A 12,281-nucleotide genomic window follows, 5' to 3' on the forward strand; every position below is an offset into this window, starting at 1 on the left:
CAACGCAGGACGATCCAGCCGGGAGGCCCCCCGCACCCCGCCACGCAACCGACCCTCCTGAGTTGTCCGCCGCGACCGCACCCCTTCCGCCCCGTCACCCGGTCCCACCGGCCTCCCAGCCGCGCGACGGCCCGCGCGTCAGCCCGCGCGTCCGCCCCGTCCACAACTCAGGACGACCCAGCCGGGAGGCCCCACTCGACCACGCCACACAGCTGACATTCCTGAGTTGCCAACGGAACAGGGCCGACGGTCCACCCGGCCCCGAGCCCGACCCCGACCGCGCCAGACCGCCGCCCGCCCGCCGGTGCCGCACCGGGCCTCCCGGCCGCTGCGGCTGCCCCGCTCGTCAGCCCCGTCGACAACTCAGGACAAGCCGGCCAGGAGGGCTCACGCGGCCCCGCCACACAACCTCGTTCCTGAATTGCCAACAGGGCTGAACAAGCCGGGCTGCGCCGGCCCGCCGGTGCCGCACCGGGCCTCCCGGCCGCAGCAGCTGCCCCGCTCGTCAGCCCCGTCGACAACAACGCAGGACGATCCCGCCGGGAGGACCCACCCGACGCCGCCCCACGACCAACGATCCTGAATTCCCAACGCAGCGGCCCCGGCGGCCGGACGGCCCGCGCCGACTGCCGGCCGGGTACGGCCGCGCGCTCCGCGCGCTGACGGCCCCGCGGCCAGCGCCGGACCACGCCCCCGACGCGCCGCCTCAGCGGACCGCAGGCACCGCCGAGACCGTGCGGTCGATCGTGCACTGCCCGAGGACGCGCGTGCCGACGTACACGACGGCGGTCTGCCCGGGGGCGACGCCGACGATCGGCTCCGCCGGTGTGACGACGAGTTCCGTCCCACCGGTCGGCGTGGCGGCGACCCGAGCCACCGCCGGCACGGGGTCGGCGTGGGCGCGGATCTGGACCTCGCAGTCGAACGGGAGGGTCGGGTCGGCCGGTGCCGCACCGGCCCACGTGAAGCGCGCACCCGCGAGCTCCGCGATCGCCAGGGCCTCCTTCGGCCCGACCACGACGGTGTTGTCCTTCGGCCGCACCTCGAGCACGAACCGCGGCCGCCCGTCCGGTGCGGGGTGACCGATGGCGAGCCCCCGCCGCTGCCCGACCGTGTACGGGTGGGCGCCCTCGTGCGAGCCGACCACGGTGCCGTCGCGCTCGACGATGTCGCCGGTCGCCGTGCCGACGCGGTCCGCGAGCCACCCACGGGTGTCCCCGTCCGGGATGAAGCAGATGTCGTGGCTGTCGGGCTTCTGGGCGACGGTCAGGCCACGTGCTGCGGCCTCGGCCCGGACCTCGGCCTTCGACGGCGTCGCGCCGAGCGGGAACATCGCGTGCGCGAGCTGCTCCGCCGTCAGGACCCCGAGCACGTAGGACTGGTCCTTCGCCCAGGCCGCGGCACGGTGGAGTTCGCGGGAACCGTCGGCACCCGTGACGATCGAGGCGTAGTGCCCGGTGGCGACGGCGTCGAACCCGAGCGCCAGGGCCTTCTCGAGCAGCGCCGCGAACTTGATCCGCTCGTTGCACCGCATGCACGGGTTCGGAGTGCGTCCGGCGGAGTACTCGGCGACGAAGTCGTCGACGACGTCCTCGGCGAACCGCTCGGAGAAGTCCCACACGTAGTACGGGATCCCGATCGCGGCTGCCGCGCGCTGGGCGTCCATCGAGTCCTCGATCGTGCAGCAGCCACGGCTGCCCGTCCGGAGCGTCCCCGGCATGCGACTCAGCGCGAGGTGGACCCCGACGACGTCGTGTCCGGCGTCGACGGCCCGGGCCGCGGCCACGGCCGAGTCGACGCCACCACTCATCGCTGCCAGCACCCTCATCCCTCAAGCGTACGTCGTCGGGCGTACCGTGGAGGGGCCATGAGCTCGCGCGACGCCACCTTCGACCTCCGCGCCGTCGCGTTGTCCGCGTTCCTGCCCGCGACGCTCTTCGCCATCGGCGAGGGCGCGATCATCCCGATCATCCCGATCGCGGCGCACTCGCTCGGGGCGACGCTCGCGTTCGCGGGGTTCGTCGCGTCGCTCATCCTGGTGGGCGAGCTCATCGGCGACGTGCCGAGCGGCTGGGTCGTGGCGGCGATCGGCGAGCGCACCGCCATGATCGGCGCGGCGCTCGTGAGCATCGTCGGCCTCCTCGTCGCGGTGTGGTCCCCGAACGCGGTCGTGCTCGCGGTCGGGGTGTTCCTGGTCGGGGTCTCCACGGCGGTGTTCGCCCTCGCGCGGCACGCGTACATGACGACCTCGGTGCCGATCGCGATCCGGGCCCGGGCGCTCTCGACCCTCGGCGGCGTGTTCCGCTTCGGGTACTTCGTCGGTCCGTTCCTGTCCGCGGGCCTGACGCACGTGACCGGCTCGACGCAGAGCGCGTTCTGGATCCACGTCGTCTGCTGTCTGGGGGCCGCCGGGGTCCTCCTCGTCGTACGCGACCCGGTCGACGGCGCACGCGGCCTCCGGATCCGGCCCCGGGCCTCCCGGCCGTCGCCCGCACGTCCCGCTGCCGCGTCCGCGGACCCGGGCGGTGAGGCCGCCCGAGAGGGCGCCGAGGGCCTGTTCGGCACGATCCGCCGACACCGCGCGGTGCTCCTGCGGTTGGGCAGCGGCGCGGGCCTCATCGGCGCGATGCGGGCGGGGCGTCAGGTGATCCTGCCGCTGTGGGCGGTGAGCGTCGGCATGGACGACTCGACCGCCGCGCTCGTGATCGGGATCGCCGGCGCGATCGACTTCGCGCTGTTCTACACGAGTGGTCAGATCATGGACCGGTTCGGCCGGCTCGCGAGCGCGCTGCCGTGCCTCGGGGGCCTGAGCCTGTGCTACTTCCTCCTGGCGTGGAGCGACCACCTCGACACCCGGGTGGTCTGGTTCGTCGGGGTCGCGATGCTGATGTCGCTCGCGAACGGCGTCGGATCGGGCATCCTCATGACCCTCGGCGCCGACCTCGCGCCGCGCACGGCGCCCGCGCCGTTCCTCGGTGCGTGGCGGTTCACGGGCGACTTCGGAAGCGCGGCAGCACCCCTCGTCATCTCGGGCGTCACGGCGGTCGCCTCCATCGCCGTCGCGAGCGGCGTGATGGGGGTGCTCGGGATCGTCGGCGTCGGCGTGCTGCTCCGGTACGTGCCGCGGTACCTCCCGCGCCCGCTGCGCTGACCGGCACCGCGGGTCCTGTCCGCACCCGCTGGCTACACTGACCGTGCCGGCGGGAGTGGTGAAACTGGCAGACACGCAGGATTTAGGTTCCTGTGCCCTAGGCGTGAGGGTTCGAGTCCCTTCTCCCGCACGGAGCCGGCACTAAGCAGACGTGTGGACCGGCTCATGACCGTCCCACTGGTCGAGGCCGCGGAACCGCTACCCTCGTGGTGCGGGCGCCCGCCCCGCGAGCCGCCGTGCCGCCGCTGGCTGCGCAGCCAGCCGAGCGCCCGACGACCGGAAGAGAGTCATGACGACCGTCGCACTTGCCCTGATCCCGTGGCTGGATCCGACCTACATCCTCCACCACTTCGGATCCATCGCGGTCCTCGTGCTGTGCGCGATCATCTTCGCCGAGACCGGCCTGCTCATCGGGTTCATCTTCCCCGGTGACACCCTGCTCGTGATCGCCGGACTCACGGCGTTCGACCAGCACGGGCACCTCGGCGGCCTGCCGATCTGGCTCATCGCCCTCTGCGTCGGCGCTGCCGCGTTCCTCGGTGGCGAGGTCGGGTACTTCATCGGTCGCAAGGTCGGTCCCCCGATCTTCGAGCGACGCGAGAGCGGTCTGTTCTCGAAGTCGAACGTCGACCGGACCTACGCGTTCTTCGACCGGTTCGGTGCACTCGCGGTCATCGTGGCCCGCTTCGTGCCGGTCGTCCGGACCTTCGCGCCGATCGCCGCCGGCGTCGGCCGCATGTCCTACCGCCGGTACTCGCTGTACAACGCGATCGGCGCGCTCCTCTGGGGCACCGGGGTGACGTTCCTCGGGTACGTCCTCGGCTACATCCCGCCGGTCGCGCACTTCGTGCGCAACTACATCGACGTCATCCTGCTCGCAGCGGTCGTCGTCACGGTCGTCCCGGCCGCGCTGACCTACGTGCGGAACGCGCGCAAGGCGAAGCGCGAGTCGGACGAGCACGGGACCGCGGGCGAGTCGACCGCCCGCTGACCCGGCCGGAGGCCCGCTGGCGGCCCGCCAGGTCGGGCCGACCCCGCGCGCCCTTCCTCGCTCCGCCGTCCGGGAGGCCCGTCAGCAGCCCGACGGACCGGGGCCGATCCATCCGGCGCCGGTGTCAGACGCCGAAGTACTCGCGGACGATCGGCGCGATCGCACGGAACGCCTTCGACCGGTGGCTGAGGGCGTCCTTCTCCGCCGCGGACAGCTCGGCGGCCGAGACCCAGGCGTCGTCCGGTCGGAACACCGGGTCGTACCCGAAGCCGCCGGACCCCGCGGGGGCCTCGAGCACCTCGCCGTTCCACACGGCTTCCTCGACGTGCTCCCACTCGGCCGACGTCGCGGGGTCGGACGACGGCACGACGAACGCCGCGGCGCACACGAACGCCGCAGTTCGCTGCACCACGCCGGCCATGTTCGCGAGCAGCAGTCGCAGGTTGTCCCCGTCGTCGCGGGTCCCGGCGTAGCGCGCCGAGTGGATGCCGGGCGCCCCGCCGAGGGCGTCGACGGCGATGCCCGAGTCGTCGGCCAGGGCCGGCAGTCCGGTGTGCGCCGCGCACGCCCGCGCCTTGATCAGCGCGTTCGCGCCGAAGGTGTCGCCGTCCTCGACCGGCTCGGGCCCGTCGTAGGCGACGAGGCGGATGCCCGCGAGTGCGTCGCCGAGGATCCTCTGCAGCTCCTGGACCTTGTGCGCGTTGTGCGTTGCGAGGACGACGACGCGGTCGCGCGCCGCCCCGGCGTCGGCGTCGGCCCCGGCGGCGGCGTCGGCCCCCGCCTCGACGTGCTCCCACTCGGCGGACGACTCGGGCATCGCCGTCGCCGCCTCGGCGAGGACCGCACGCTGGATCGCCGCGAGCGAGGCCGTTCCGGCGAGCCCGAGGTCGAGCAGCGTGTCGAGCTCGGCCCGGTCGAACGGAGCGTGCTCGGCGGTGCCCTGCACCTCGACGAAGGTCCCGGCGCCCGTCGTGACGATGTTCATGTCGGTGTCCGCGCGCGAGTCCTCCTCGTACGCCAGGTCGAGCATCGGCACGCCGCCGACGATCCCGACGGAGATCGCGGCGACGCTGTCCGTGAGCGGCGTCGCCTTCTTGCCGACGAACCCGCGCTCGCGGCCCCAGGCGATCGCGTCGGCGAGGGCGACGTACGCGCCCGTGATGGACGCCGTCCTGGTCCCGCCGTCGGCCTGCAGGACGTCGCAGTCGAGCACGATGGTGTTCTCGCCGAGTCCCTTCATGTCGACGACGGCACGGAGCGACCGGCCGATCAGCCGCGAGATCTCGTGCGTCCGCCCGCCGACCTTGCCCTTGATCGACTCGCGCTGCATGCGCTCGTTCGTGGAGCGCGGGAGCATCGAGTACTCCGCGGTCACCCACCCGGTGCCCTTGCCCGCCATCCAGCGCGGGACGCCGTTCGTGAAGGACGCCGTGCAGAGCACTTTTGTGCCGCCGAAGGCGATGAGCGCGCTGCCCTCCGCCTGGGCGCTCCAGCCGCGCTCGATGGTCACGGGACGGTGGTCGGTGGCGGTGCGTCCGTCGATGCGGGTGCCGTCGTCGGTCATGGTGTCCTTCCGGTGGTGGCTGGGATGCGTGGCAGGTCGATCGCGCCGGTCTCGAGATGACCGACGCGGGAGACCTCCGGTCCGAGGAACCGGCGGGCGAGCCGGATGAAGCCGGCGCGGTCGGTCCCGGTGGTGTCGAACGCGTACGTCGGCGGCGTCGTCGCCGTCCGCTCGATGCCGTGCTCGACGAGTCGACGGTAGACGTCGTTCGCGGTCTCCTCGGCGCTCGAGACGAGGGTGACGTCCGGACCCATGACGTACTGGATCGCGGCGGACATGAGCGGGTAGTGGGTGCAGCCCAGCACGAGCGTGTCGACGTCGGCGGCGCGGATCGGCGCGAGGTACTGCTCGGCCACGGCGCGGAGCGCGGGCGAGGCGGTGTCCCCGGCCTCCACGAACTCGACGAACCGGGGACAGGCGGCGAGGGTCAGCGTGACGTCCGAGGCCGCCGCGAAGGCGTCCTCGTAGGACCGCGAACCGATGGTGCCGATCGTGCCGATGACGCCGATCCGGCGCGTCCTGCTCTGCTTGACCGCGGCGCGCACGGCGGGCTGGATCACCTCGACGACCGGGATCCCGTAGGCCTGCTCGTAGCGCTCCCGGGCGTCCCGGAGCACGGCGGAGCTCGCCGTGTTGCAGGCGATGACGAGCGCCTTGACCCCTTGGTCCACCAGGTCGTCCATGACCTCGAGCGCGTACCGGCGGACGTCGGCGATCCGCTTCGGGCCGTACGGCGAGTGCGCGGTGTCCCCGACGTAGCGCATCGACTCGCGCGGCAGCTGGTCGATGATCGCGCGGGCGACGGTGAGGCCGCCGACACCGCTGTCGAAGACTCCGATGGGCGCGTCCGTCACGGCCCCCAGCGTACCCGCGCGGCTCGGCCGGGAGGCCCGACACCCGTCCGGCGGTCACGCCCGCCCATCCCGCGGCCGCTCCGACGCGCGGCCGCTCCGACGGCGCGCCGGTCCGGCGCGCGGCCGCTCCGACGGCCCGCCGTTCCGGCGCGCGGCAGGTCGGCAGCACGACGGCAGCACGACGGCCCGGACTACGCTCGGGCGGGTGACCACGGCCCTCCTCACCGACCAGTACGAGCTCACGATGGTGGACGCCGCCCTCAAGGACGGCACCGCGGACCGCCGCTGCGTGTTCGAGGTGTTCGCACGGCGCCTGCCCGACGGCCGCCGGTACGGGGTGTCCGCGGGACTGGGACGGTTCCTCGCCCTGCTCGACGAGTTCCGCTTCGACGACGACGACATCGCGTTCCTCCGCGACCGACGCATCGTCGCCCCCGGCACCGCGGACTGGCTCGCGGGCTACCGGTTCCGTGGCGACGTCCGGGCGTACCGGGAAGGCGAGGTGTACTTCCCGAACTCGCCGATCCTCCAGATCGAGGGCACGTTCGCCGAGGCGGTCGTGCTCGAGACACTCGCGCTCAGCGTGCTCAACGCCGACTCGGCGGTCGCGTCCGCCGCGGCGCGCATGGTGTCGGCGGCCGACCGCCGCCCCCTCGCCGAGATGGGGTCGCGCCGGACCGGGGAACGCAGCGCGGTCGCCGCCGCCCGGGCGGCCTACGTGGCTGGGTTCGGGGCGACGAGCAACCTCGAGGCCGGCCGCGTCTTCGGCATCCCGACGATGGGCACGGCCGCACACGCCTTCACGCTCCTCCACGACTCCGAAGAAGCCGCGTTCCGCTCACAGCTCGCGGCACTCGGTGACGGCACGACCCTGCTCGTGGACACCTTCGACATCGAGCGCGCGGTCGAGACGGCGGTCCGACTGACCGACGGACACCTCGGTGCGGTCCGCATCGACAGCGGCGACCTGCCGAGCGTCGTCGCGACCGTGCGCGCGCAGCTCGACCGTCTGGGAGCGACGTCGACGAAGATCACGGTGACGAACGACCTCGACGAGTACACGATCGCCGCGCTCCGGGCAGCCCCCGTCGACTCGTACGGCGTCGGCACGAGCGTCGTGTCCGGCAGCGGTCACCCGGCGGCGGGCATGGTGTTCAAGCTCGTTGCACACGAGGACGCCTCGGGAGCGTGGGTGCCGGTCGCCAAGAAGTCCGCCGACAAGGCGACGGTCGGTGGTGCGAAGACCGCGGGGCGCCGACTGCAGGACGGTGTCGCGGTCGCCGAGGTCCTGCGCGTGGGCGGTGCTCCCGCGGACGACGAACGGCCCCTGCTCGTGCCGGTCGTGACGCACGGCGAGGTCGACGACGCGTTCCTCGGCGTGCACGGGGTCGATGCTGCGCGCCGGCATCACCGCCGGGCGAAGGCCGAGCTCCCGGCGGACGCCGAACGGATCGGTCGCGGCGAACCGGCCGTCCCCACGCTGTACGCGTGAGGACGGGACGGGCTACTCGTCGCGCATGCGCTCGTAGATCTCCTTGCAGGTGGGGCAGACCGGGAACTTCTCCGGGTCACGTCCCGGCGTCCACTTCTTGCCGCACAGCGCCTTGACGGGCTTGCCCGTCATCGCGGACTCGAGGATCTTCTCCTTCTTCACGTAGTGCGAGAAGCGCTCGTGGTCCCCGGGCTCGACGCCCTCGTCCTCGAGGAGCTGCTCGAGCTCGCGGTCCATCACGTCGAGGCCGCCACCACCCGGTTCCATCGTGCTCATGGACCCAGGGTACGTCGCCGTCCGGTGGACCGGATGTGCGCTCCGCCCGATCAGTTCCGCTGCGCCGCAGCGAGGATGTCCGGCCCGGAGCGCTCGAAGAGCCGGCCGCCGACGAACACGCCGATCACGAGCACCACGACCCCGATGGCGATGCCCGAGCCGAGCGTGGCGAGCCCCCAGGGGTGCAGACCGTCACGGAACGCGCGCACGGCGAACCATCCGGCGGGCAGGGTCAGCAGCACGGTCACGACGATCGTCGCGGACTGCGCGGTGACGGCGAGCGCGCCCGTGGCCTGCGGCTGCCGGAACGGGTGGTCGCCCGGTCGGACCGCCGGGTACGGCAGGAGCGCGGACGCGATGCTCGACAGCCCGAGGCCCGTGAGCAGTGCGCACCCGGCCACGCCGAGCACCACCGGCAGCAGCGACGGGTCGCCGTAGAGCCAGACGGACACCACCGCGCCGATCACCAGGGCGGGTACGCCGACGACGAGCACGGGCACCAGCCGACCGAGCCGATCGCTCCACCCCGGTGCCCCCGACGCGACGTGGAGCCACACCGCGGTGTTGTCGTACGAGGCGTCGTTGTGGGGCAGGAACCCGGCGATGAGCGCCATGATCGGCAGCGGCACGAGCGCGGTCCAGTGCCACGGCATGCCCGCGACGCCGAGCGGCAGCACCACGATGGGCACGAACAGGAGCACGAGGTACGACGACCGGTAGCGCGGGTCGCGGCTCCAGTAGGTCAAGCTCCGCGCGGCCACGGCGCCGACCGGGTGCGCCGGGAGCTGGTCGAACCAGCCGAGCGTCCGGTACCGCCGAGTGCGACGACCCGCGTCGACGTGTTCCAGCAGCGTGCCGACGAGTGCCCACCACGCCCACCCGAGCACGCCGACGACGGCGAGGGCGACGACGAGCTGCCCCACGGCGGCCCCCACGTGCCCGCCCGCGGCGGCCGCGGGGAACGACCACGCCGCACCCCACGGGGTCCAACCGGCGGCCCGTGCCGCGTGCCGGACGCTCGCCGACACGGGGTCGTGTCGGGCCGCCATGACCACGAGCGAGAGCGCCGGCAGGCCGAGGACCACCACCACGAGTGCGACGAGCCAGCCGGCGTCGCGGGTGCGGTGCGCGGCGAACAACCAGGCGCCGAGCGTCGCCGTCACCCGTGCGAGGAGCGCGCAGGTGAGCACGACGAGGACCGCGGACAGCAGCGCGAGCAGTGTCGTGCCGACGCCCCGGCTCCAGGCGACCACCTGCGCCACGGCGACGACGGCCACGGCCACGGTCGGCACCCCGACGAGTCCGGCGACGCCGAGCCCGAGGGTGAGGTCACGACGGCCGATACCGAACGTGGCGAAGCGCCGTGGGTCGAGCTGGTCCCCCTCCCCGAGCGCGAACGGGACGAGCGTGAAGCCGAGCGCCACGAGTGCGCCGACCGGCACGACGAGGGCCGCAGCCGTGGACGCGGTGTCATCGCGGAGCCCGGCCACGGCGGCGGCGGCGCATGCGGCTGCGACGAACGCGGCCAGCGCGGCGACCACGACGAGGACGGAGCGGGACGCGGACCGGCGGAGCGCGCCGCCCAGCGAGTCGAGTCTCAGTCGGAGGAGTTGTGCAACCATTCCATGCTCTCTCCGACGACCCGGCCACCGGCGAGTTCGACGAACTTGTCCTCGAGGCTCTTGCGCCCGCGGACCTGGGCCATCGTGCCCGACGCGAGCACCTGCCCACCGACGATGATCGCGACCGAGTCGCACGTGCGCTGCACCAGTTCCATGGAGTGGCTCGACAGCACCACGGTGCCACCGCCCGCGGCGTACCGGCGCAGGATGTCGGTGATCGTGACGGCACTGACCGGGTCGACCGACTCGAACGGCTCGTCGAGCACGAGGAGCCGCGGCGAGTGGATCAGTGTCGCGGCGAGGGCGATCTTCTTCGCCATGCCGACGGAGTAGTCCGCGACCTGCCGACCGAGGGCCTCGCCGAGGTCGAACGCCTGCGCCAGGTCCGCGCTCCGCGAGCGTGCCGTGGCCCGGTCGAGGCCGTGCAGCGTCGCCGAGTAGAAGAGCAGCTGTGCGCCCGTCAGGCGGTCGAACAGGCGGAGTCGGTCCGGGAGCACCCCCATCGCGCGCTTGGCCGCGGTCGGGTCGGACCAGACGTCGTGGTCGAGGACGGTCACGCTGCCCGCGTCGGGGCGGAGGAGCCCGGTCAGCATCGAGAGCGTGGTCGTCTTGCCGGCACCGTTCGGACCGACGACGCCGAACACCGAGCCCTTGCGGATCTCCAGGTCGATGTGGTCGGCGGCGACCGTCTGGCCGTACCGCTTGACGAGTCCGGAGGCCGCCAGGACGACCGGTTGCTGCGGCCGGGGCGAGGTGCGCTTCGTCACGGGTCGGGCGGCCCGCTTCTTGCCGGTCCGGGCGGTGCCGGGCGCGGCGGCCGTGGTGCGTTGTCCCCGGGCGTCCCGGGGGGCGTCGTCCTGCTCGGCCGGAACCGCGGGCGCCGTGGCCCCGACGGGCGGAGCGTCCGTGGACGTCACGACCGCATCGTCGTCACCGACAGCGGGAGGCAGGCCACCGACGTCCTCGAGCGGGAACTCCGACAGGTCCGCCGTCGCGTCCATGGTCGCGTAGGGCGAGGACTCGTCCGCAGCGGGGCCGGCGGCCGCGGTCGCCTCCTCGGCGCCACGGGCACCGCGGGCAGCGCCGGCGCGACCGCGCGGTGCACCCGGACGTGCAGCGCCGGAACGACCGGCACCCGTCCGCGGTGCCGCCGGTCGCTTGACCCGGGGCTTCGGCGTCGTGCTCTTCGGGACGGCGGCGGGCAGCGCGCCGCCCTCGCCGTCGGTCCGCTCGCCGTCGGTCACGTCGTCCCCCGTACCGCGCCGTTCGTCGACGCCATCCATGTTCCGGGTGGCAGCACCGACGGCGTCGTCCGCATCGTCGGTCACAGCTCCCACCGCCCCACCGTACCAACGCCAGGGATGACGCGAGCCCGGCTCCGCACGATCACGAATCGGACACGAAATGCGCGGTGCCCGGCCGCTCCGCGCACGAGGGCGCCTAGGATTCACCGAGACACAACGGTGTGTTCACGAATCAGCAACCTGCCGCGCTCGTCCGTCCCCGGGGTACCGATGTTCTCGGGCATCTCAGAGACGTCTCGGGCAGCATCGATCAGCCCGACCGCGCAACGGCGCCCGGGCGGACCCCGAGGAGACCAGCATGACCACGCAGATCGTGATCCTCGCCGCGGGCATGGGCAGCCGGCTCGGTCGCTCGCTCCCGAAGCCCCTCACCGAGCTGGCGGACGGCCGGACCATCATGCAGCAGCAGTTCGACAACATCCGCGCCGCGTTCGGGTCCTCCGCACGCGTCACGATCGTCGTCGGCTACAAGTCGGAGTACATCGTCGAGGCCTTCCCCGAGGCCTCCTTCGTCTACAACGAGTCCTACGACTCCACGAACACCTCGAAGAGCCTCCTCCGTGCGCTCGGCGCGTCCGGCAAGGGCGGAGTCCTCTGGATGAACGGCGACGTCGTGTTCGACCCGCGTGCGCTCGTGCGCGCTACGGACATGATGGACCAGGACCGCTCGTTCGTCAGCGTCAACACCGAGAAGGTCTCGGACGAAGAGGTCAAGTACACCGTCGACGCCGAGGGCTTCATCGACAAGCTCTCGAAGCGGGTCGTCGGTGGGCTCGGTGAGGCCGTCGGCATCAACTACGTCTCCTCGTCCGACAAGCAGGCGCTCATCCGTCAGCTCGGTCGCGTCGACGACCAGGAGTACTTCGAGGGCGGCATCGAGGCAGCCATCGCCGAGGACGGGCTACGCTGGTCGCCCGTAGACATCTCCGACCTCTACGCGGTCGAGATCGACTTCGCCGAGGACCTCGAGCGCGCGAACGACCTGTTCGTCTGATCCGTTCCGTCCGGGTCGCCTCGGCTCGATGCC

The 12,281-nt window shown here is 72.9% G+C and carries 10 protein-coding genes, 1 tRNA gene and 1 pseudogene; 5 read left to right on the forward strand and 7 right to left on the reverse strand.

Annotation, left to right across the window (positions count from 1 at the left end):
- Positions 1–706 precede the first annotated feature (706 nt).
- Positions 707–1,828, reverse strand: a complete 1,122-nt coding sequence (gene mnmA / locus DEI94_RS11690; protein ID WP_111027710.1) for a tRNA 2-thiouridine(34) synthase MnmA — start codon at positions 1,826–1,828, stop codon at positions 707–709.
- A gap of 39 nt (positions 1,829–1,867) precedes the next feature.
- On the opposite strand from mnmA, the gene DEI94_RS11695 reads away from it, so the two are divergent.
- The 3 genes from DEI94_RS11695 (at position 1,868) to DEI94_RS11705 (ending at position 4,142) form a co-directional block, all read left to right on the forward strand.
- On the forward strand, positions 1,868–3,151 hold the full coding sequence (locus tag DEI94_RS11695; RefSeq protein WP_111027711.1) for an MFS transporter: 1,284 nt from the start codon (positions 1,868–1,870) through the stop codon (positions 3,149–3,151).
- 49 nt (positions 3,152–3,200) lie between these two features.
- Positions 3,201–3,281 (forward strand) — tRNA-Leu (locus tag DEI94_RS11700).
- A gap of 159 nt (positions 3,282–3,440) precedes the next feature.
- Complete coding sequence (locus DEI94_RS11705) at positions 3,441–4,142, forward strand: DedA family protein (RefSeq protein WP_111011582.1); 702 nt, start codon at positions 3,441–3,443, stop codon at positions 4,140–4,142.
- Between the two features lie 124 nt (positions 4,143–4,266).
- On the opposite strand, the gene rdgB is transcribed toward DEI94_RS11705, so the two are convergent.
- The 3 genes and pseudogenes from rdgB to murI all read right to left on the reverse strand — a co-directional run bounded on the left by rdgB (position 4,267) and on the right by murI (position 6,560).
- Positions 4,267–4,959 carry an RdgB/HAM1 family non-canonical purine NTP pyrophosphatase gene (gene rdgB / locus DEI94_RS11710; RefSeq protein WP_284183743.1) on the reverse strand — a complete coding sequence of 231 codons (693 nt, stop codon included), beginning with the start codon at positions 4,957–4,959 and terminating at the stop codon, positions 4,267–4,269.
- Positions 4,960–4,971: 12 nt separating this feature from the next.
- Positions 4,972–5,706, reverse strand: a pseudogene (gene rph, locus DEI94_RS11715) (ribonuclease PH); the annotation flags it as partial.
- Positions 5,703–6,560: a glutamate racemase gene (gene murI / locus DEI94_RS11720; protein WP_111010821.1), complete on the reverse strand. Its 858-nt coding sequence runs from the start codon at positions 6,558–6,560 to the stop codon at positions 5,703–5,705. The pseudogene rph and the gene murI, both read right to left, overlap by 4 nt.
- A 244-nt stretch (positions 6,561–6,804) precedes the next feature.
- On the opposite strand from murI, the gene DEI94_RS11725 reads away from it, so the two are divergent.
- A complete protein-coding gene (locus DEI94_RS11725; protein WP_375334772.1) occupies positions 6,805–8,052 on the forward strand; it encodes a nicotinate phosphoribosyltransferase in 1,248 nt (415 codons plus the stop codon).
- A 12-nt stretch (positions 8,053–8,064) separates the two neighbouring features.
- Here the strand turns inward: DEI94_RS11725 and DEI94_RS11730 are convergent, their stop codons facing one another.
- Genes DEI94_RS11730 through DEI94_RS11740 form a run of 3 tightly spaced genes read right to left on the reverse strand, consistent with a single transcriptional unit; the run spans position 8,065 to position 11,287 of the window.
- Positions 8,065–8,328 (reverse strand): DUF3039 domain-containing protein, encoded by a 264-nt coding sequence (locus tag DEI94_RS11730; protein ID WP_111010823.1) that lies wholly within the window; start codon positions 8,326–8,328, stop codon positions 8,065–8,067.
- Positions 8,329–8,378: 50 nt separating this feature from the next.
- Positions 8,379–9,950: an ABC transporter permease gene (locus DEI94_RS11735; protein WP_111027118.1), complete on the reverse strand. Its 1,572-nt coding sequence runs from the start codon at positions 9,948–9,950 to the stop codon at positions 8,379–8,381.
- On the reverse strand, positions 9,926–11,287 hold the full coding sequence (locus tag DEI94_RS11740; RefSeq protein WP_258378032.1) for an ABC transporter ATP-binding protein: 1,362 nt from the start codon (positions 11,285–11,287) through the stop codon (positions 9,926–9,928). The genes DEI94_RS11735 and DEI94_RS11740 overlap by 25 nt, the downstream gene beginning before the upstream one ends.
- 265 nt (positions 11,288–11,552) lie before the next feature.
- Here DEI94_RS11740 and DEI94_RS11745 point away from each other — a divergent pair, with 265 nt between their 5' ends.
- Entirely contained in the window at positions 11,553–12,248 is a 696-nt protein-coding gene (locus DEI94_RS11745; protein WP_111027117.1) for a phosphocholine cytidylyltransferase family protein, read from the forward strand.
- The last annotated feature ends 33 nt before the right edge of the window (positions 12,249–12,281 follow it).

The organism is Curtobacterium sp. MCBD17_040, assembly GCF_003234805.2.
Classification (GTDB): Bacteria; Actinomycetota; Actinomycetes; order Actinomycetales; family Microbacteriaceae; genus Curtobacterium.

Coding starts and splice junctions, on each gene's coding strand:
- mnmA (WP_111027710.1), bottom strand. CDS start 1,828: ATGAGGGTGCTGGCAGCGATGAGTGGTGGCGTCGACTCGGCCGTGGCC.
- DEI94_RS11695 (WP_111027711.1), top strand. CDS start 1,868: ATGAGCTCGCGCGACGCCACCTTCGACCTCCGCGCCGTCGCGTTGTCC.
- DEI94_RS11705 (WP_111011582.1), top strand. CDS start 3,441: ATGACGACCGTCGCACTTGCCCTGATCCCGTGGCTGGATCCGACCTAC.
- rdgB (WP_284183743.1), bottom strand. CDS start 4,959: ATGCCCGAGTCGTCCGCCGAGTGGGAGCACGTCGAGGCGGGGGCCGAC.
- DEI94_RS11725 (WP_375334772.1), top strand. CDS start 6,805: ATGGTGGACGCCGCCCTCAAGGACGGCACCGCGGACCGCCGCTGCGTG.
- DEI94_RS11730 (WP_111010823.1), bottom strand. CDS start 8,328: ATGAGCACGATGGAACCGGGTGGTGGCGGCCTCGACGTGATGGACCGC.
- DEI94_RS11735 (WP_111027118.1), bottom strand. CDS start 9,950: ATGGTTGCACAACTCCTCCGACTGAGACTCGACTCGCTGGGCGGCGCG.
- DEI94_RS11745 (WP_111027117.1), top strand. CDS start 11,553: ATGACCACGCAGATCGTGATCCTCGCCGCGGGCATGGGCAGCCGGCTC.